Consider the following 19,349-nt stretch of genomic DNA (forward strand, 5'->3'; position numbering starts at 1 on the left):
AGGCGCCGTTTTCGTCAACGAACGACCGATCAATACTTCGGCTTGTCGCTCGAATCGTCGTAGCTCTTCATCGCCTCGGCGAGGATCTGCTTCGCGTCTTCCGCGCCGCCCCAGCCGGAGATCTTCACCCACTTGCCCTTCTCGAGATCCTTGTAGTGCTCGAAGAAGTGGCCGATGCGGTCGCACCAGTGCGGCGAGACCTGGTCGATGTCGTTGATGTGCGAGTAGCCGTTGAAGACCTTGTCGACCGGCACCGCGAGGATCTTCTCGTCCGAGCCCGCTTCATCCGTCATCTTCAGCACGCCGACCGGGCGGCAGCGGATCACGGAGCCCGGGATCAGCGGCAGCGGAAGGATGACAAGCACGTCGGCCGGGTCGCCGTCGCCGCAGACCGTGTGCGGCACGTAGCCGTAGTTGCACGGGTAGCGCATCGGCGTGGAGAGGATGCGGTCGACGAAGATCGCGCCGGTTTCCTTATCTACCTCGTACTTGACGGGCTCCGCGTCCTTCGGAATCTCGATGATGACGTTGATCTCGTGCGGCGGGTTCTTGCCGGTGGGGACGAGGTCCAGGCCCATGGCGGTTGTGCTCCAGATAGCGATGCGCCCGCCGGTCGGCGGGCGCGGGTGGCGGATTTTAGCGGTCCTTGTGCTGCGCTGCAGCACCCGGGCCCCGGCCGGCGGATGACGTCGACGAGGTGACGTCATCCGCCGGCGCCCTCAATGCGGTTCGTCCGGCGGGCGGCGTTCGAGGTAGTCGTCGGCCCAGCGGCGGGTGATGCGGCCTGCGGCGTCGCGGCCGCCCAGGCCGAACGCCAGCGCGAATGCGATGGCCACCGCGCCCAGCACCAGCCCGAAGGCGAGGTTGACGATGTCGTCGGCCACGCCCATGGCGCGCAGGCCCATGGCGATGACCAGCCCGAGGATCGCGAAGCGGACGATGCGGGCGAGGCCGCGGCCTTCCGGGTTCGCGCGCTCGATCGCGCGCGCGGCGACGTCGGCAAGCCACCAGCCGACCGCGAGGATGACGAGCCCCAGCAGCACGTCCGCACCGAAGTCGATGAACTGCTGCAGCAGCGCATTGATGCCGGCGAAGCCGAGCAGCGAGGCGGCCTCGACGGTCGCGAACAGCATGATGAAGAACAGCGCGAGCTTGCCGCCGAACGCGGACAGCGTGCCGGTCGACGATGCGCGCGTTGCGGCGATCGTCGAGGTCGGCGTCGACTCCGGCGTGCGCGCCATTGCATCGGTCGGCGTCGGCAACGCGTCTTCAGCTTCCGCGGCGCGTTCCATGGTCGACGTCGCCATCAGCACGTCGGATGTGGCGTCAGTGGTCGCGGTCGACGTCGCGTCCGGATCACTGAATGCATGGCCGAGACCGAGACGCGCGGGCAGGCGATCGAAGCCGAGGTCCGACAGCAGGCGCTCGACCAGGCTCGCGACGAAGCGGCCGAGGAACCACGCGAGGATGAGGATCGCCGCGGCCGCGAGCAGGTTCGGGATCGCGTCGAAGAAGATGCTCAGCATGCGCGTGAGCGGCGCGGAGATCGCGGTGATCTTCAATGCATCGAGCGCGGCGATCAGCGCCGGCACGATGACCATGACGAACGCGAGCGTGCCGGCGAGGTCGGACAGCTTGAGTCCGCGCGTATCGGGATGCTTCTGGCTCCAGCGGTCGATGCCGGTGCTGGCGAGCAGGTTGCTGACCAGCCCGCGCACCGCTTTTGCGATCAGCCAGCCGACGCCGCCGATGATCACCGCGGCGAACAGGTTGGGCAGCATGCCGAGCAGCGTCGACGTCATGCCCGTCAGCGGCGTCATCAGCCCTTCGATCTGCAGCGCGCCGACGATCGCGGGCAGGAACAGCAGCAGCACGAGCCAGTAGGCGACGTTGCCCATCGACTGCGACAGCGGCTTCATGTCCGCATTGCGCGCGAGTTTCTCGTCGACGCGCGTGGTCGACAGCGTGCGGTTGACCAGCGTGCGCACCACCGTCGCCACCAGCCATGCCACGACAGCGAGCGCGGCCGCGACGAGAAGGCGCGGCACGTACAGCATCACTGTCGTCGCCAGCGTATTGAGCGGGCCGGAGACGCCGTTGACGCGCAGCACGCTGAACATGCCGATCAGCGCGAGCAGCATGATCAGCCAGAAAACGATGCGCCCGGCGATGCGCTCGAAGTCGACATGGCTCTGCGTATGCGCGCCGACGCGCTGGTTGGTGCCCATCGCCGCGAGCGCGCGTCGCGTGGCCGTGGCCGCTACCAGCGCGATGATCCAGCCGACCAGCAGGATGGCGATGCCTCCGAGCACGCTCGGCAGGTAGACGCCCAGGGAGTTCTGCAACGAGGCCTGCCAGTTGGTGTCGTTCACGTCGGGCTCCACGAAAGCCATGCGGCGCACGGCAGCCCGGGACCGTAGCGAAGCGACGATCAACGTCGCGTTGAGCTGTTGTCCGTTGTCCGAAACGACGAAGGGCGGCCCGCAGGCCGCCCTTCGCTTTCACGCGTTGTGTCGATGCATCAGGAGCCGAGCAGCGGCACCAGCAGCAGCGCGACGATGTTGATGATCTTGATCAGCGGGTTGATCGCCGGGCCCGCGGTGTCCTTGTAGGGATCGCCGACGGTGTCGCCGGTCACCGCCGCCTTGTGCGCCTCGGAACCCTTGCCGCCGAAGTGGCCGTCCTCGATGTACTTCTTCGCGTTGTCCCATGCACCGCCGCCGGTGGTCATGGAGATCGCGACGAAGATGCCGGTGACGATCGTGCCGATCAGCAGGCCACCGAGCGCCTTCGGACCAAGCACGAGCCCGACCACGATCGGCACGGCGACAGGCAGCAGCGACGGGATGATCATTTCCTTGATCGCCGACTTGGTGAGCATGTCGACCGCGCGGTCGTACTGCGGCTTGCCCGTGCCTTCCATGATTCCCGGGATGTCGCGGAACTGGCGGCGCACTTCCTCCACCACCGCACCCGCGGCTCGGCCGACCGCTTCCATCGCCATCGCGCCGAACAGATACGGAATCAGGCCGCCGATGAGCAGGCCGATGATCACGTAGTGGTCGGAAAGATCGAAGGTGATCGGCGTCGCCGCGACACCCGCCGCCGCGGCCCGCGCGGCGTTGGCGACATCGAGGTTGTGCGTGTAGTCGGCGAATAGCACGAGTGCCGCGAGCGCGGCCGAACCGATCGCATAACCCTTGGTCACCGCCTTGGTCGTGTTGCCGACCGCATCGAGCGGATCGGTGACATTGCGCACTTCCGGCGGCAGCTCCGCCATCTCCGCGATGCCGCCGGCGTTGTCGGTGATCGGGCCGTACGCGTCGAGCGCAACGATCATGCCGGCCATCGACAGCATCGAGGTCGCTGCGATCGCGATGCCGTACAGGCCACCGAAGTAGTGCGCGCCCCAGATCGCAAGGCACACCGCGATGACCGGCATCGCGGTCGACTTCATCGACACGCCCAGGCCCGCGATGATGTTGGTGCCGTGGCCGGTGGTCGACGCCTGCGCGACGTGCCGCACCGGCTTGTACTGCGTGCCGGTGTAGTACTCGGTGATCCAGACGATCGCGCCGGTGAGCGCCAGGCCGATCAGCGCGCAGTAGTACAGCGACATCGCGCCGTACTTCGAATCGCCCATCAGCTGCTGCGTCACGAAGAAGAACGCGATCGCCGCGAGCACGGCCGACACGATGACGCCGCGATACAGCGCGCCCATGATCGAGCCACCTTCGCTGACCTTGACCACGAACGTGCCGAAGATCGAGGCGATGATCGACACGCCGCCGAGCACGAGCGGGTAGAGGACGGCGTGCGTGCCGGCTTCGGCCGACATCAGCCCGCCGAGCAGCATGGTCGCGATCACCGTCACTGCGTAGGTTTCGAACAGGTCGGCTGCCATGCCGGCGCAGTCGCCGACGTTGTCGCCGACGTTGTCCGCGATCACCGCGGGGTTGCGCGGGTCATCCTCCGGAATGCCCGCTTCGACCTTGCCGACCAGGTCCGCGCCGACATCCGCGCCCTTGGTGAAGATGCCGCCGCCGAGTCGCGCGAAGATCGAGATCAGCGAGCTGCCGAATGCAAGACCGACCAGCGCGTGCAGCGACGCTTCCTCGCTGTAGCCCATGTGCAGGTGCAGGATCGCGTAGTAACCGGCGACGCCGAGCAGGCCGAGGCCGACCACCAGCATGCCGGTGATGGCGCCGCCCTTGAACGCGACATTCATCGCCGGGCCGATGCCGCGGCGTGCGGCTTCGGCCGTGCGGACGTTCGCGCGCACCGACACGTTCATGCCGATGTAGCCGGCCGCGCCCGAGAGCACCGCGCCGACCAGGAAGCCGATCGCCGTGGGCCAGCCGAGGAAGAAGCCGATCAATGCGAACAGCACCACGCCCGCGATCGCGATCGTCATGTACTGGCGGTTGAGGTAGGCCCGCGCGCCTTCCTGGATCGCACCCGCGATCTCCTGCATGCGTTCGTTGCCCGCGGGCTGAGCGGTGATCCACCGCGCTGAAATGATCCCGTACAGGATCGCGACGACGGCGCAGATCACCGCCAACATCAAACCGTACTGCTCCAGCATGAACCCCCTCCCCAACTAGAAAGTGGACATCGGACAACGGTGTTTTGAGCTCCTGGCGGCCTCGGCCGCGCGGACCGCCGGACTATGGCACAGGCATTGCGACAACGAATGTTGCGCTGCGTGATGAGCCGCCAGCGGCCGGTGAACGCCCGGTTCAGTGCATCCGTGCGAGGCTCGCCGCCATTCGACAGGAGACCGTCCATGCGCGCAGCCGTCCTTTCCTCGTTCCTCGTGCTGGCGACCGGGCTCGCCACCGCCGCGACCCCGGAGATCCAGCGCCCCGCCAGCGCGCCGCAGGCGAACGGCGTCACCCATATGGTCCGTGCGATTCCCGAGGCCTGCGCCTGGCTCGAAGGCACGTTCACCGGCAACGCGTCCGCGCCGTACAAGTTCGCGCCGGTGCGCAGCAGCCCGACCTGCCAAGCCCGCGCGCGACTGCTGAATCCGGAGAAGGCGAAGCCGAGCGAGGCATCGGGCTGGAAGCTCAACGACGTCGTGCGCATTCCGTCGAAGGACTGCCCGGGCCTGCAGGCCGTCGTCGAAATCTGGCGTCTGACCGCCGACGGCAAAACCCTGCAGCTCGACGCCCAGGGCCGCGCGCGCCTCTACCTGCAGGACGCGAAGGCCAACGCCGCGAAGGCCGCACCGACGCCTGCGTATACGGCGAAGGTCGCGTTGGAAGGGAAGGTTTGCGGTGGCGCGTAAGCGGGCGCGAAACGGTTACGGCTGCCGACGTCGCTAGTAGACGCGGGTCGTCAGCCACCGCATTTGGCGGCTACGCAGCACATCGGCTGTCCGTGTCAGCGATATAGCATCTCCTGCCAGAACGCCTGCCGGGCGAGCGCGGCCGCATCGACATCCCGGTAGATCTCGGAAAAGAAGCTCATCTGTAGTCGCTCGGGCGAAGACTGGGCCGCCGGGTCACAGGCGAACTCGACTGCACGTTGGATCCAGCTCTGCGGCGCCGCTCGCCAATCAAGGACGTTGTCCTTCGTCATGAATTGGCTGTTGGTGGCAGCCGCTAACATCCGCTCCACCTTTATCTGTCGCGTCCCGCAACGGATGGCAATCGAGTAGGTCACGTAGTCGCTAGGCGAAGGCGTTTCGAACACCTGCGTCACGGCGACGCGTCGCTCATCGCCGTCTTGTGCGCCCACGCGCCGGGCAAGGAACAGGTCACGTTTCGGTGTATCGCCCGTGCCAAAGATTACGTACCAACAGCGTGGGCCTTGCGTACAGCCCTCGCGAGCGAATGCAGGTAGCGCGGCGACGGTGCCGAGAACAAAAAGGACGGCGGGAAGTGCTCGGGTTAGGCAGTTGTGGCGGTTCATATCGACTTCCTTGTCGTTACTTGATGGCGTCGAGAACTGTGGGCTTTCCGGCTTGTACGTCAACGACCATGTTGACGTAGTGCTCGAGATCCATCTTGATCGCGGTTTCGTTGTAGATCGGGCTCGATGTCGCGGTTCCGTTCCAGTAGTCGATGTTGTATTGGCGCTTACCTGTCTCTTCGCGTCGCACTCCATCCACCGAATACGGTACGGATGCGTGCAGGAGGTAGCGGCCCGGTTGAAGACCGCGGATCTCGAAGCGACCGTTTTTGTCGGTTATCACGCGTGCGGTGTAACGCGCCGCATCATCCGACATGAATGTCATTCCGATCACCATGTCGGTCTGGTACTTATCGAGCCAACTCTTCAGATACGTGGTCATCGGAAACAGCGTGACGAGTTCGCGGTCGGCGTACACCACCTGCTTTCGCGCGAGTAGCCCGGGCTTGGACGCGAGCATCAGTACGCCGCTGAGGCTGCCTGTGCCCGGCTCCAGTAGTCTCTCTGCCTCGGCGGTATCGAAGAGCCCGTCACGGTGCTCGACCGTGTCATGGCGTGAGCGAGAATAGATGCGTTGGGCCGATGCCGTGCCCACGGCGCACATCGTCAACAGCGCGGCAGCAACCGCGATCCTTGCAGTGTTCATGGCGTCCTTGTCGAGAGTAGGCCCGCGCAGCAAGCGCGGTCTCGGAAGTCTAGCAGCGCGTTATGGGAACGCGGAAAGGCGTGGCGGCACGAGAGAGAGATCCACCTGCACGTACTTCGGTATCCCGTTGCGCCCGTACGGCGGTGGCGCTTCGCCGCGGATCAGCGGTTCAAGGTATCGACGCGCGACATCGGTGATGCCGTAGCCATCGTCGCGAATGAAGTCGTCAGGCATCGTGCGTTCGTGGTTCGCGATGTCCGACAACGCGGCCGGCGCGACGGTCCATCGATACGGGCGATCCTTCATGCGCACGATCACCGGCATCACCGCGTTGCGGCCTTTCATCGCGTAATCGACGGCCGCGCGGCCGACGGCGAGCGCCTGCTTGAGATCCGTTTCCGATGCGAGGTGCCGCGCCGAGCGTTGCATGTAATCGGGCAGCGTCCAGTGCACCTTGTAGCCCAGCGTGTCTTTGACGCGCGCGGCGAGATGCGACGCGACGCCGCCGAGCTGCGTGTGCCCGAACGCGTCCTTGCCCGCGCCCGCATCGGCGACGAACGTGCCATCCGCGGTGCGGATGCCTTCGCTAGCGACGACGACGCAGAACCCAACGCGCTCGACGACCTCGCGCACCTTCGACAGGAACGCGGCTTCATCGAACGCGCGCTCGGGAAACAGGATGAGATGCGGCGCGTCGTCCGGCCCGCGACCTGCGAGTCCGCCGGCGGCAGCGAGCCAGCCCGCATGCCGCCCCATCGCCTCATAGACGAACACCTTGGTCGACGTATCGGCCATCGCGGCGACGTCGAGCGCGGCTTCGCGCACCGACACCGCGGTGTACTTCGCGGCCGAGCCGAAGCCGGGGCAGGTGTCGGTCACCGCGACGTCGTTGTCGACCGTCTTCGGCACGCCGACGCAGGTCAGCGGATAACCGAACTCCCCGGCCAGCTGCGACACCTTGAGCGCGGTGTCGGCCGAATCGTTGCCGCCGTTGTAGAGGAACCAGCGCACGTCGTGGGCGCGGAACACGTCGATCAGCCGCTCGTATTTCGCGCGGTCGGCGTCCAGCGACTTCAGCTTGTAGCGGCAGGACCCGAACGCGCCGCCCGGCGTATGGGCCAGCGCCTTCACCGTAGACGCCGACAACGGGGTCGTGTCGACCAGTTCCTCGCGCAGCACCCCGAGGATCCCGTTGCGGCCGGCGAGCACGCGCACGCCGTGCTGGCGGCCGGCCTGGATGACGGCCGAGGCGGTGGCGTTGATGACGGCGGTGACGCCGCCCGACTGGGCGTAGAGCAGGGTTCCGGCGGCCATGGGTGTCGAGGATTCGGGACGGTATGCGGTAAGCTGCCGACATCATGCCGGCATTGGCGTCGCCCCGCGTGGAGCGGCTGCGAACAGGTCGGAGATCCATCAGGAGCGACGAATGCGATTGGTACTTCTGGGAGCCCCGGGCTCGGGCAAGGGCACGCAGGCCGCGAGGCTCAGGGAGCACCTGCAGGTACCGCACATCTCCACCGGCGACCTGCTGCGCGCGGAAGTCGCCGCCGGCAGCCCGCTCGGTCTGGAAGCCAAGGAAATCATGGCGCGCGGCGAGCTCGTCAGCGACGGCATCCTGCTCGGCATGCTCGAGGACCGCTTCTCGCGTCCCGACACCCGCGGCGGTTTCATCCTCGACGGCTACCCCCGCAACCTCGTGCAGGCCGACGCCATGGGCACGCTGCTGCAGCGCATCGGCCAGCCGATGGACCACGCGGTCTGCCTCGACGTGCCGACCGAGCTGCTGGTCGAGCGCATCGCCGGCCGCGCCAAGGCCGAAGGCCGTGCCGACGACAGCCCCGAATCGGTGCGCAAGCGCCTGCAGATCTACAACGACTCGACCGCGCCGGTCGTCGAGTACTACCGCCAGCATGGCCAGCTCAAGGTCGTGGACGGCGTGGGCTCGCTGGACGACGTGTTCACCCGCATCGTCGAGACGATCGCGCCGGTGAAGGAAGTCGGCTGATTTTCCCAAGGAGATGCACATGAAAGGATTCATCGCCCTCGCACTGTTCGCCGTGTCCGGCACCGCGTTCGCGAACTCGGCCTGCGACCGCGTCAACAACGATTTCGACGGGCTGTACTGCCTCAACAAGGTCTACCAGCAGGCCGACACCGATCTCAACACGGCGTACAAGGCGCTCAACGGCAAGCTCGACGCCGCCGGCCACACCGCGTTGAAGGACGGCCAGCTCGCGTGGATGCGCCAGCGCAACGAGCAGTGCTCGATGCGCAAGGGCGACGGCTTCTACGTCGACCTCGACTGCGCCACGCGCACCACGATCGAGCGCACACGCTTCCTGCAGGATCGTGTGCGCGAATGCGTGAGCTCGGGCTGCCGCAACAGCCGACTCGCCACGCCTTGACCCGTCCCCGCGTCGCCGGGGACCGCATGACGGATTCCCTATGAAGCTTCATATCCTCGGCATCGCGGGCACGTTCATGGGCGGCGTCGCCGCGCTCGCACGCGAGCTCGGCCACGACGTGCAGGGCACCGACCAGGCGATCTATCCGCCGATGTCGACGCAGCTCGAACAGCTCGGCATCCAGCTCGCGCAGGGCTACTCGCCCGAATGGATCGACGCCGACTGCGACCAAGTGGTTGTCGGCAACGCGCTTTCGCGCGGCAATACCGCGGTCGAGCATGTGCTTGACACGCAGATGGATTACACCTCGGGCGCGCAGTGGCTCGCCGAGAACGTGCTGCCGGGACGCGAGACGCTCGCCGTCGCCGGTACGCACGGCAAGACCACGACGACCACCATCCTCGCGTTCCTGCTCGAAGCCGCGCATCGCGATCCAGGCTTTCTGATCGGTGGCGTCGCCGAGGATTTCGGTGTGTCGGCGCGCATCGGCACCGGCAAGGAATTCGTCGTCGAAGCGGACGAGTACGACACCGCGTTCTTCGACAAGCGCAGCAAGTTCGTGCACTACCGGCCGACGGTTGCGATCCTCAACAACCTCGAGTTCGACCACGCCGACATCTTTCCCGACGTCGCGGCGATCCAGCGCCAGTTCCACCACCTCGTACGCACCGTTCCGCGCCGCGGCCGCCTGATCGTCAATGGCGAGGACGCGCGCATTTCCGAAGTGCTGGAGATGGGCTGCTGGACGCCGGTCGAAACCTTCGGCCTGGCCGATGCCGACGTCAGTGCGAAGCCCTTCGACTGGACGGCGCGACTCACCGAACCCGACGGCTCGAAGTTCGTCGTGCTGCACAAAGGCAAGGAGCAGGGCGAGGTGCACTGGTCGCTGCTTGGCCGGCACAACGTGATGAATGCGCTGGCTGCGCTCGCCGCTGTGCATGCGGTTGGGGTCGAGCCGCGCAAGGTGATTCCGTCCCTCGCGCGCTTCAAGAGCGTGAAGCGCCGCATGGAGGTTGTGGGCATCGTCGGCGACCTCGCGGTGTACGACGACTTCGCCCATCACCCGACCGCGATCGAAACCACGCTCGAAGGCCTGCGCAGCAAGGTCGGCGATGCACGCATCGCGGTGGCGATGGAGCCGCGCAGCAATTCGATGCGCCTCGGTGCGCATTCCGATGCGCTTGCACCGTCGCTGGCGCAGGCCGACATCGTGGTGTTCCTGCATCGGCCGGAACTGCCGTGGGATGCGACCAAGGTGGTCGGCGCGTTGCGCGGCGACGGCCTGACGGTTCCCGACGTCGACACGTTGATGCGCGAACTGCACAGCCGCGTGCATCCCGGCGACCACGTGGTGTTCATGTCGAACGGCGGTTTCGACGGTGCGCCGCGTCGCTTCGTCGAGCTGCTGCGTGCCGAAGGCGTACTGTCCGCGGGTTGATTACTGCGACGACGCTCAGCGCGTCGTGCGGATCCGCAGTACCGACGTGCCGTCGCCCGCGTCCTGCGTTTGCGATGGCAGCGCGCCAAGCGCATTGAACGTGAGTTGCGCATCGGTCGGCGTGAACCGCTGCGGCCGCCAGAGCGCGAGTGCATCGAACGGTCGCGTCAGCACCAGTCGCTGCGCGGTGCCGATCCACAGCGGCGTGCCGTCACCCAACACCGCCGGCGCGCGCCACAGCCGAAGCACGAAGCGTTCGTCGAAACGCGCGCCGTCGTGGACCATGAGCAACGTCTCGGCGCGTGCGCCGAAGCTGGCTGGCAACACGGGCTGACGTTGCGGCGAAATGTCGTCGTCGAGCAGGCCGAGCACGGCTTTCCAGTCCGCCTGCGGCTGCACGCGCCAACCGCGCGATTCGAGCGTGCGGCGCACCGGCGCGACATCGCCCGCGACCTGCACGTTGAACGGCCAGCCACCGAGACCGCCCGCATCCTCGCGTGCGGCGGGCAGCTGTCGCCAATCGGTCGTCCACCATGCGTTCGCGTCGAGCACCAGCGTCGCCTCGGGCGGCGTGAAGCGCGCGAGCAGCGGCGCCGATGCACGCGGCGCATGCCACAGCGCGCCGGCCAGCAATGCGACGTAGAACAGCGTCGCCAGCGGGCGCATCCAGAACGAGCGCGCGACGTGGCGCCGGTAGGCGAGCCCGAGCACCAGCAGCCAGACGATGCCGAACACCGTGCCGCCGACGATGTCGCTGGTCCAGTGCGCGCCGAGGTACAGCCGCGCGAAGCCGACCAGCGTCGTCAGCACGCCTGCGAGCAGGTAGGGCCAGACGCGGCGTCGGCCCGGCAATTCGCGCGAGATCAGCACCGCGAAGAAGCCGAGCACCACGGTCATCATCGTCACCGCGACCGACGGGAACCCGAAGCCGGGCGGCGCGGTGGGCGGGCGCGGCATGTCGACCACTGCTTCGAGCATTGCGGTCAGCGCAAGGCCGAACACCACCGCGGCGAGCCAGTGCGCCGCGGCCATCCAGCGGCGTCGCCATACCAGATAGACCAGCGCGACCGCCGCGGCGGGACCGAGCACCTGCGCATCGCCGAGGCTCGCGAGCCCGGCCATCAACTGGTCGGCCAGCGGATTGCGCAGCGACATCATCATCTCGTGCACGCGGTAGTCGATGCCGAGCGGGCCACCGTTCGCGAGCAGCAGCGCGACCAGCGAGAACCACACCCAGCTGATCGCGAGCAGGCACACAGCCAGCATCAGCAGCGACGGCGATTCGGGCCGGTTCGGGTCCACCAGTGCGATCGCGTATCGCTCGAACAACGGATGGCGCCGCGACCACGACAGCAGCCGCGCGAGCAGCGAGTCGGCATGCCCGGCGAACCACCGCCACGTGTACAGCACGACGGTCCAGGCGACCGCGACCGCGACCAGCAGCGCGCCGAGAACCAGCGCAAGCCGATCCGCGACCGCTTCCACCGCCTCGTACGACGCCCCCAGCGCCCAGCCCGGCGCGAGAAATGCGACTGCCCAGCCCACGCATGCAACGGCACTCGGCACGAGGTAACGCAGCGTCGGAACATGCAGCATCCCCGCGATCGCCGGCACGAACGGCCGCACCGCGCCGACGAACCGCGCGATGAAGACGCTCTTGGTGCCATGGCGACGGAACATCGCCTCGCCGCGTTCCAGCCATTGCGGCCAGCGCGCGAACGGCCCACGCGTGCGCAGCTGCGGCCCCCAGCGTCGCCCGATCCAGTAACTCATGCCGTCACCGATGAACGCGCCCAGCGACGCGCTCGCCACGGCGTACGGCCCGTTGACGTGGCCCAGCCCGATCAGCGTGCCAACCGCGAACAGCAGCGGCATCGCCGGCACCACGATGCCGAGCACGATCACCGCATCGCAGAACGCGACGAGGAAGATCAGCGCGCCCGCGGCGAGCGGATGTGCGCTGATCCAGGCGGTGGCGGACGCGAGCCAGGCGGATGTCATCGACCCGATTATCGCCAGCAGCCGCTGTATCGGAAGCGGCAGCGTCGATGCGACCCGTACACTTCGCACGATGGATGCCGCATCGCCCACCGTCGCGCCGATCGAAATCGAGGCGCTCAAGGCCGACAGCTTCGGCCGCATCGCGCTCATGCGCGACGGCGAGCGCGTGTTCGTGCGTCGCGACCTCGCGCACGTGCCGCTGTGGTTGCGCCTGCCTGCGTGGTGGCTGGCGCGCCGCGAAGCGCGCGGGCTCGAGGCGGTGCGCGGGCTCGACGCCGTGCCGCAGCTGCTGCGTTGGGACGGACGACGGCTCGATCGCAGCTACATGAGCGGCGCCGCGATGTACCAGCGCCCGCCACGTGGCGACGTCGCCTATTTCCGCGACGCGCACCGCCTGCTGCAGCGGCTGCACCGTCGCGGTCTCGCGCACAACGATCTTGCGAAGGAAGCGAACTGGCTGGTGCTCGACGACGGGTCGCCGGCGGTCATCGACTTCCAGCTCGCCAGCCGCGGCCACGCGCGATCGAAGTGGATTCGCCTGCTCGCGCGCGAAGACCTGCGTCACCTGCTCAAGCACAAGCGCACGTACTGCCCGGACGCGCTGACGCCCACCGAGCGCCGCGTGCTCAAGCGCCGCTCGTGGGTGCGCGAGTTCTGGTTCGCGACCGGCAAACACGCCTACCGCTTCATTACCCGGCGCATCCTGCGCTGGGAGGACAACGAAGGGCAGGGGCCCAAGCCCTGAGCCACCGACCACGGACGCATCGATGAGCACCCTTTCCGGCAAGACCGTCTTCATCACCGGCGCCTCCCGCGGCATCGGCCGCGCGATCGCACTGCGCGCAGCGGCCGATGGCGCCAACGTCGCCATCGTCGCCAAATCGAACGTCCCCAATCCCAAGCTGCCCGGCACGATCCACACCGTCGCCGAGGAAGTCGCGAAGGCCGGTGGTCAGCCGCTCGCCCTGCAATGCGACATCCGCGAAGAGGACGAGGTGCGCGCGGCGGTTGCCGCCACTGCCGACACGTTCGGCGGAATCGACATCCTCATCAACAACGCCAGCGCGATCTGGCTGCGCGGCGCGCTCGACACGCCGATGAAGCGTTTCGACCTGATGCAGCAGGTCAACGCGCGCGGCACGTTCCTCGTCACCCAGGCCTGCCTGCCGCAACTGCTGCAATCGCCGGATCCGCACGTGCTCACGCTCGCGCCGCCGCCCAGCCTCGACCCGAAATGGTGGGGCCCGCATGCCGCCTACACGCTGGCGAAGATGGGCATGAGCTTCGTGACGCTCGGCCTCGCGGCCGAGTTCCACGAGCAGGGCGTCGCGATCAACGCGCTGTGGCCGAAGACCATCATCGCGACCGATGCGATCAACATGATTCCCGGCGTCGACGCCGCGAAGTGCCGTCGTCCCGAGATCGTCGCCGACGCCGCGCACGCGATCCTGACGCGGCCGGCGCGCGAGGCCACCGGCCGCTTCTTCATCGACGAAGAGGTGCTGCGCGAAGCCGGCGTCACCGATTTCGCACGCTACGCCGTCGATCCTTCGCAACCGCTCCTGCCCGACCTGTTCCTCTGAGGTGCCGCCGATGAAGTACCTGCACGCCATGGTCCGCGTCCGCGATCTCGACGCCTCGCTGCGCTTCTGGTGCGACGGCCTCGGCCTCGTCGAAAACCGCCGTCGCGACAATCCGCAGGGCCGCTTCACGCTGGTCTACCTCGGCGCGCCGGAGAACCCGGAATCGGAGATCGAGCTGACCTGGAACTACGACGACGAGGACTACGGCACGGCGCGTAACTTCGGCCACCTCGCGTTCGCCGTCGAGGACATCTACGCGACCTGCGCGCACCTGCTGTCGATGGGCTACACGATCAACCGCCCGCCGCGAGACGGCCATATGGCGTTCGTGCGTTCGCCGGACCTGATCTCGGTCGAGTTGCTGCAGCGCGGCGAGCGCCTCGCGCCGCAGGAGCCGTGGGCGTCGATGGCGAATACCGGCGTCTGGTGATGCGCGTCCTGCGGGACGCCATGTAGCGGCGGACCGCGCGCTGCGTCGCGTCACCGCCGGTTGCGATCGACGACAATGCCGCTGCGCCGAGTGGGCGTTCCGAAGTCGATACCGATGTCCGATTCCGATTCGCTGCTCGGCCTGGCCGATCGCTACTACGTCCCCGTCTACCGTCCGCGCCGCATCGTGCTCGACCACGGCCGCGGCGCGCGCGTCTGGGATCGCGAAGGTCGCGAATACGTCGACTTCGGCGCGGGCATCGCGGTCAACGCACTCGGCCATGCGCATCCCGCGCTGATCGAAGCGCTGACCGCACAGGCGGGCAAGCTCTGGCATACCAGCAACGTCTTCGTGTCGGAGCCGCCGCTGCGGTTGGCGGAAGCGCTGGTCGAGGCGTCGGGTTTCGCCGAGCGTGTGTTCCTGTGCAATTCCGGCGCGGAAGCGAACGAAGCCGCGATCAAGCTCGCGCGTCGCTGGGCGACGTCGCAGGGCCGCGAGCCGTCGCGCCGCACTATCCTCACCTTCGAAGGCAGCTTCCACGGCCGCACGCTGACCACCGTCACCGCGACCGCGCAGCCCAAGTACCACGAAGGTTTCGAACCGCTGCCGCCGGGCTTCCGCTACGCGCGCTTCAACGACATCGACGCCGCGCGTCAGGCGATGGCGGCAGGCGACGTCTGCGCAGTGCTGGTCGAGCCGGTGCAGGGCGAGGGCGGCGTCATGCCGGCGACGCCCGAATTCCTCGCCGCGCTGCGCGAGCTATGCGATACGCACGGCGCGCTGCTGATGTTCGACGAGATCCAGTGCGGCATGGGGCGCACCGGCCGCCTGTTCGCCTGGCAGGACTACGGCGTGCGCCCGGACGCAGTGACGCTCGCCAAGGCACTGGGCAGTGGCTTTCCGATCGGCGCGATGCTCGCAGGCCCGAACGCGGCCGACACGCTGCAGTTCGGCTCGCACGGCACGACGTTCGGCGGCAATCCGCTTGCGGCGTCGGTCGCGCTGGCGGCATTGCGCGAGCTGTCGTCGGATGCGGTGCTCGGCAATGTCGCGAAGCAGGCAGCTGCGATTCGCGACGCGCTCGCGTCGTTCGATCAGGAGTTCGGTCTGTTCGACGACGTGCGCGGCCGCGGACTGATGATCGGCGCGCAGCTGCGAGCCGCGTTCGCCGGACGCGCCGCCGAGATCCTCGACCGCTGCGTTGGCCACGGGCTTTTGCTGCTGCAGGCGGGGCCGGATGTGCTGCGTTTCGTTCCTGCGCTCAACATCAGCGATGCCGACGTCGCGGAAGGTCTGACGCGCCTGCGCGCCGCGCTGCAGGACTTCGTGGCGCCTCAGCCGAGTCCGTAATTCGCCAGAACGGCGGCAAGGTCGCTCGGCGTCGCGACGCGCGCGGCCTGCAAGCCCGCGCGTCGCGCACCTTCGACGTTCGCGACCGAGTTGTCGAGGAACAGCGTCGATTCCGGTGCATGGCCGAGCACCCGAACGGCTTCGAGATAAACGTGTTCTTCGGGTTTGCGGAGGCCGAAGCGGCCGCTGCAGAGCACGCGATCGCGGAATGCGGCGGCCAGCGACGGTGCGATCTGCGGCAGCAGTTCGACCAGCAGTTCACCGTTGTTGGTCAGCACCGCGATGTCGGCATGCTCGCGGGCGGTGGAAAGAAGCGCGGGAAGCGTGTCATCGACATCCATCGCGGCGCATCGCGCAGCCGCCCAGAGTTTCCGGTCCACGCGCGCGCCGAGTCCCTCACCGAGCTCGAGGAGATACGCATCCGCGCCAATCTCGCCCGCATCGAAACGATCCTCGAGCCCACTGTCGAACAGCGCCGACCACACCGCATCGACGCGCACGCTCAAGGAATTTGCGAGATGCGCCACCCGAGTGGCGCGGTCATACGTGGCAAGCACGCCGTCGAGGTCGAACAGAACCAGCGACGGCGTCGTCCTCACAGTTCGACGAACGCCTCGCGTGCGGCGGCGATCGTGTGCGCGATCTCCGCGTCACCATGCGCGCTCGACATGAAACCGGCTTCGAATGCGGACGGTGCGAGATACACGCCGCGCTCCAGCATCGCGTGGAAGAAACGAGTGAAGCGCGCGGTGTCGGACGCCTTCGCGTCTTCGAACGTCTCGACGGGTCCTTCGCGGAAATACAGGCCGAACATGCCCGGCGCACGCGTGGTGTGGAACGCGATGCCCGCATCACGCGCTGCAGCCTCGAGCCCGTCGCACAGTGCATGCGTTGAGCGCTCGAGGGCGTCGTGGAAGCCCGGCGCTTCGATCAGTTCCAGCGTCGCAAGGCCAGCTGCCATCGCCACCGGATTGCCGCTCAGCGTGCCGGCCTGGTAGATCGGGCCCGCCGGCGCGATCTGCTGCAGCAGGTCGCGACGTCCGCCATACGCACCCACTGGCATGCCGCCCCCAATGATCTTGCCGAACGTCGACAGATCCGGCGTGATTCCGTAACGCTGCTGCGCGCCACCGAGCGCGACGCGGAAGCCCGTCATCACTTCATCGAAAATCAACAGCGTGCCGTGCTTCGTGCACAGCTCGCGCAGGTGCTGCAGGTACCCGTCGCGCGGCAGGATGCAGTTCGCGTTGCCGACGATGGGTTCGATGATCAGCGCGGCGATTTCGTCCCCGGTGCTGTCGAACAGCGCGGTCGCCGCGCCGAAGTCGTTATAGGGCAACGTCAGCGTGAGGTCGGCGAGCGCCGCCGGAACGCCCGGCGAATTTGGCAGCCCCAGCGTCATGACGCCGCTGCCGGCTTTCACGAGGAAGCTGTCGCCGTGCCCGTGATAGCAGCCTTCGAACTTGACGATGCGCGTGCGGCCGGTGGCGCCGCGCGCGAGGCGGATCGCCGACAGCGTCGCTTCGGTGCCGGAGTTCACCATGCGCACCATCTCGCAGCTCGGCACGATGCGCGTGATTGCTTCCGCCATGTCGACCTCCAGCGGATTCGGCACGCCGAAACTCAGGCCGTTGCGCATGGTGCGTTCCACTGCGTCCAGCACGCGCGGGTGCGCGTGGCCCGCGATCATCGGACCCCACGAACCCACGTAGTCGACATAGCGATTGCCGTCGACGTCATGCAGATACGCACCTTCGGCGCGCTGCGCGAAGAACGGCGTGCCGCCGACGGACCGGAACGCGCGTACGGGCGAGTTCACGCCGCCCGGAAGCAGCTCGGAGGCGCGGGCGAACAGTCGCTCGGACGTGGTGTGGTTCATGCGGGATCCTTGAAGCAGTCGATGTAGGCGCGCGTAGCGGCGCGCGGGCCGGGCGAATCGAAGAGGCCGCCGATTACGGCGATGAGATCAGCGCCCGCGGCGATGAGGATGCGCGCGTTCGCGGCCGTGATGCCGCCGATCGCGACGCGCGGCAGCCTGAGGTCCGCACTGTCGCGAAGAAGATCGGGTGTTGCGCGGCGTGCGTCCGGCTTGGTACCGGACGGGAAGAATGCTCCGAACGCGATGTAGCTCGCGCCAGCATTCGCGGCGTCGCGCGCACGGTCGAGGCTGTCGTAACAGGACGCGCCGATGATCGCGGTGTCGCCGAGCGCGCGCCGCGCTTCCTGCACGTCGCCATCGTCGCCGCCTAGATGCGCGCCATTCGCGCCGATGCGCAAGGCGAGGCGCCAGTCATCGTTGATGATCAGTGGCACGCCGCGCGCATGGCACAGCGGCTGCAGTGCAAGCGCCTGCTCGCGACGCAGCGCGTCGTCAGCCTGCTTGTTCCGGTACTGCAAGACCGTCGCGCCGGCATCGAGCACAGGCGCCACGCGAGCGACGAGCCGCCCGGTGTCGGCTTCGTCCGGCGTGATCGCATACAGGCCGCGACGCGGCCACAGCGGCAGGGTGGGAGACATGCTTTCCGCGAAGTGTGGCGGGTGGGACAATGCGCGCCCGCAATCCACGCATTATCCCCCCATGTCGATGCCCGCAGAAAACGCCCCGTTCCGCACCTGGATGTGCGTCGTCTGCGGCTTCATCTACGACGAGGCGGCCGGGCTGCCGGAAGAAGGCATTGCACCCGGCACGCGCTGGGACGACGTGCCGGACACTTGGACGTGCCCGGACTGCGGCGTCACCAAGGATGACTTCGAGATGACCGAAGTCTGATCGCTTACTTGAGGGGCGTGATGCCGGGTCCCAACTTGAGTTCGGCACCGTTCTGGAGCTTCAGCTGTTCGGCTTGGCCGGCGTTGAGTTCCAGCACGTAGCGAGCGGGCGTACCGCTCGGGTAAGGCGGGCATGCATCACCCAGCGTGCAGGGTGGGACGTCGCGCTGCTGCGATACGAGCTTGCGGCCGGTGTCGAAGTACAGGATGTCCAGCGGGATCTTGGTGTTCTTCATCCAGTACGCGAGCGGCTCCTCTCGGTCATGCAGGAAGAGCATGCCGTGGTCGGCGGCCATCTCGTCACGGAACATGAGTCCGCGTTCGCGGCTCTCTTCCGTGTTCGCAAGCTCCACCGCATAGCGCTTGCCCGAAAGTTCGACCCACGTATCACGGCCGCTCGCGCAACCGGTCACCAGCAGCAGTGCGAGCGCGAGCACCCATCCCTTGTTCATGGCATCCCCTCCGAAAAGTGCGGACGACGTTCCGGTACGCGCGCGCCACGGTCAAGTGTCGATGAACAAGTAGCGCGCAACCGCAAATTGCCTCTTCCCAAACGTCGAGGCGCTGTGCACAATGCGCGCCCCGTTGAAGGGAACGCACCGCGACCGCGGCCGGACCTGAAACGAAGCAAAAAACTTCGATCACAGGGTGTTGACAGTGATCGAAACTGCCCTAAAATGGGCGGCTCACTCGGACGGACTGAAGTCGGTTCGAGGGGTTGAAAAGACGAGGCGCTGAGGCCGAAGTCTTCTGATCTTTGACAGTGTGCGCAGGTGACTTGTGCGGGCGTCTGGTGGTGGATGACTGTCCA

At 67.3% G+C, this 19,349-nt stretch carries 20 protein-coding genes; 9 read left to right on the top strand and 11 right to left on the bottom strand.

What is annotated here, in order from left to right; translation table 11 throughout:
* Positions 1 to 29 precede the first annotated feature (29 nt).
* From ppa to ACVWWW_RS04200, 3 genes are all read right to left on the bottom strand, one after another.
* On the bottom strand, positions 30 to 578 hold the full coding sequence (gene ppa / locus ACVWWW_RS04190; RefSeq protein WP_027083751.1) for an inorganic diphosphatase: 549 nt from the start codon (positions 576 to 578) through the stop codon (positions 30 to 32).
* Between the two features lie 141 nt (positions 579 to 719).
* Positions 720 to 2,372 carry a mechanosensitive ion channel gene (locus ACVWWW_RS04195; RefSeq protein ID WP_196804412.1) on the bottom strand — a complete coding sequence of 551 codons (1,653 nt, stop codon included), beginning with the start codon at positions 2,370 to 2,372 and terminating at the stop codon, positions 720 to 722.
* A gap of 149 nt (positions 2,373 to 2,521) precedes the next feature.
* A complete protein-coding gene (locus tag ACVWWW_RS04200; RefSeq protein ID WP_027083749.1) occupies positions 2,522 to 4,585 on the bottom strand; it encodes a sodium-translocating pyrophosphatase in 2,064 nt (687 codons plus the stop codon).
* Positions 4,586 to 4,786: 201 nt separating this feature from the next.
* Here ACVWWW_RS04200 and ACVWWW_RS04205 point away from each other — a divergent pair, with 201 nt between their 5' ends.
* Positions 4,787 to 5,290: a hypothetical protein gene (locus ACVWWW_RS04205; RefSeq protein WP_027083748.1), complete on the top strand. Its 504-nt coding sequence runs from the start codon at positions 4,787 to 4,789 to the stop codon at positions 5,288 to 5,290.
* Between the two features lie 95 nt (positions 5,291 to 5,385).
* Here the strand turns inward: ACVWWW_RS04205 and ACVWWW_RS04210 are convergent, their stop codons facing one another.
* From ACVWWW_RS04210 to ACVWWW_RS04220, 3 genes are read right to left on the bottom strand one after another with little or no spacing between them, the layout of a single operon-like run.
* The gene (locus ACVWWW_RS04210; protein WP_155914428.1) at positions 5,386 to 5,916 is read right to left on the bottom strand and encodes a hypothetical protein; all 531 of its coding nucleotides are present in this window, start codon (positions 5,914 to 5,916) and stop codon (positions 5,386 to 5,388) included.
* A 16-nt stretch (positions 5,917 to 5,932) separates the two neighbouring features.
* Complete coding sequence (locus tag ACVWWW_RS04215; RefSeq protein ID WP_027083746.1) at positions 5,933 to 6,562, bottom strand: carboxypeptidase-like regulatory domain-containing protein; 630 nt, start codon at positions 6,560 to 6,562, stop codon at positions 5,933 to 5,935.
* A gap of 60 nt (positions 6,563 to 6,622) precedes the next feature.
* Entirely contained in the window at positions 6,623 to 7,876 is a 1,254-nt protein-coding gene (locus ACVWWW_RS04220; RefSeq protein WP_027083745.1) for a 6-phosphofructokinase, read from the bottom strand.
* A gap of 112 nt (positions 7,877 to 7,988) precedes the next feature.
* Between ACVWWW_RS04220 and ACVWWW_RS04225 the strand changes: the two genes are divergently transcribed.
* The 3 genes from ACVWWW_RS04225 to mpl are packed head-to-tail and all read left to right on the top strand — an operon-like array spanning position 7,989 to position 10,405.
* On the top strand, positions 7,989 to 8,567 hold the full coding sequence (locus ACVWWW_RS04225; RefSeq protein ID WP_027083744.1) for an adenylate kinase: 579 nt from the start codon (positions 7,989 to 7,991) through the stop codon (positions 8,565 to 8,567).
* A gap of 19 nt (positions 8,568 to 8,586) precedes the next feature.
* On the top strand, positions 8,587 to 8,967 hold the full coding sequence (locus ACVWWW_RS04230; RefSeq protein ID WP_027083743.1) for a lysozyme inhibitor LprI family protein: 381 nt from the start codon (positions 8,587 to 8,589) through the stop codon (positions 8,965 to 8,967).
* 40 nt (positions 8,968 to 9,007) lie between these two features.
* Positions 9,008 to 10,405, top strand: coding sequence for a UDP-N-acetylmuramate:L-alanyl-gamma-D-glutamyl-meso-diaminopimelate ligase (mpl, locus tag ACVWWW_RS04235; RefSeq protein ID WP_027083742.1), 1,398 nt, complete (start codon positions 9,008 to 9,010; stop codon positions 10,403 to 10,405).
* Between the two features lie 15 nt (positions 10,406 to 10,420).
* On the opposite strand, the gene ACVWWW_RS04240 is transcribed toward mpl, so the two are convergent.
* A complete protein-coding gene (locus tag ACVWWW_RS04240; protein ID WP_027083741.1) occupies positions 10,421 to 12,406 on the bottom strand; it encodes a bifunctional DedA family/phosphatase PAP2 family protein in 1,986 nt (661 codons plus the stop codon).
* Between the two features lie 70 nt (positions 12,407 to 12,476).
* On the opposite strand from ACVWWW_RS04240, the gene ACVWWW_RS04245 reads away from it, so the two are divergent.
* From ACVWWW_RS04245 to ACVWWW_RS04260, 4 genes are all read left to right on the top strand, one after another.
* Positions 12,477 to 13,151: a serine/threonine protein kinase gene (locus tag ACVWWW_RS04245; RefSeq protein ID WP_051235496.1), complete on the top strand. Its 675-nt coding sequence runs from the start codon at positions 12,477 to 12,479 to the stop codon at positions 13,149 to 13,151.
* A gap of 22 nt (positions 13,152 to 13,173) precedes the next feature.
* Positions 13,174 to 13,989, top strand: coding sequence for an SDR family oxidoreductase (locus tag ACVWWW_RS04250; RefSeq protein ID WP_027083739.1), 816 nt, complete (start codon positions 13,174 to 13,176; stop codon positions 13,987 to 13,989).
* Positions 13,990 to 13,999: 10 nt separating this feature from the next.
* Positions 14,000 to 14,419, top strand: a complete 420-nt coding sequence (locus tag ACVWWW_RS04255) for a VOC family protein (RefSeq protein ID WP_027083738.1) — start codon at positions 14,000 to 14,002, stop codon at positions 14,417 to 14,419.
* A gap of 114 nt (positions 14,420 to 14,533) precedes the next feature.
* Positions 14,534 to 15,769: an acetylornithine/succinyldiaminopimelate transaminase gene (locus ACVWWW_RS04260; protein WP_027083737.1), complete on the top strand. Its 1,236-nt coding sequence runs from the start codon at positions 14,534 to 14,536 to the stop codon at positions 15,767 to 15,769.
* Here ACVWWW_RS04260 and ACVWWW_RS04265 read toward each other — a convergent pair.
* Genes ACVWWW_RS04265 through thiE form a run of 3 tightly spaced genes read right to left on the bottom strand, consistent with a single transcriptional unit; the run spans position 15,754 to position 18,286 of the window.
* Complete coding sequence (locus ACVWWW_RS04265) at positions 15,754 to 16,368, bottom strand: HAD-IA family hydrolase (RefSeq protein ID WP_027083736.1); 615 nt, start codon at positions 16,366 to 16,368, stop codon at positions 15,754 to 15,756. The genes ACVWWW_RS04260 and ACVWWW_RS04265 overlap by 16 nt on opposite strands.
* Complete coding sequence (hemL, locus tag ACVWWW_RS04270) at positions 16,365 to 17,648, bottom strand: glutamate-1-semialdehyde 2,1-aminomutase (protein ID WP_027083735.1); 1,284 nt, start codon at positions 17,646 to 17,648, stop codon at positions 16,365 to 16,367. Before hemL ends, ACVWWW_RS04265 begins: the two co-directional genes overlap by 4 nt.
* Entirely contained in the window at positions 17,645 to 18,286 is a 642-nt protein-coding gene (gene thiE, locus ACVWWW_RS04275; protein WP_027083734.1) for a thiamine phosphate synthase, read from the bottom strand. Before thiE ends, hemL begins: the two co-directional genes overlap by 4 nt.
* Positions 18,287 to 18,347: 61 nt before the next feature.
* Between thiE and ACVWWW_RS04280 the strand changes: the two genes are divergently transcribed.
* Complete coding sequence (locus ACVWWW_RS04280; RefSeq protein ID WP_027083733.1) at positions 18,348 to 18,539, top strand: rubredoxin; 192 nt, start codon at positions 18,348 to 18,350, stop codon at positions 18,537 to 18,539.
* A gap of 4 nt (positions 18,540 to 18,543) precedes the next feature.
* On the opposite strand, the gene ACVWWW_RS04285 is transcribed toward ACVWWW_RS04280, so the two are convergent.
* Positions 18,544 to 18,990, bottom strand: coding sequence for a DUF192 domain-containing protein (locus tag ACVWWW_RS04285; protein WP_027083732.1), 447 nt, complete (start codon positions 18,988 to 18,990; stop codon positions 18,544 to 18,546).
* Between the last annotated feature and the right edge of the window lie 359 nt (positions 18,991 to 19,349).

The sequence above is a fragment of the Lysobacter sp. HA18 genome, assembly GCF_054057595.1.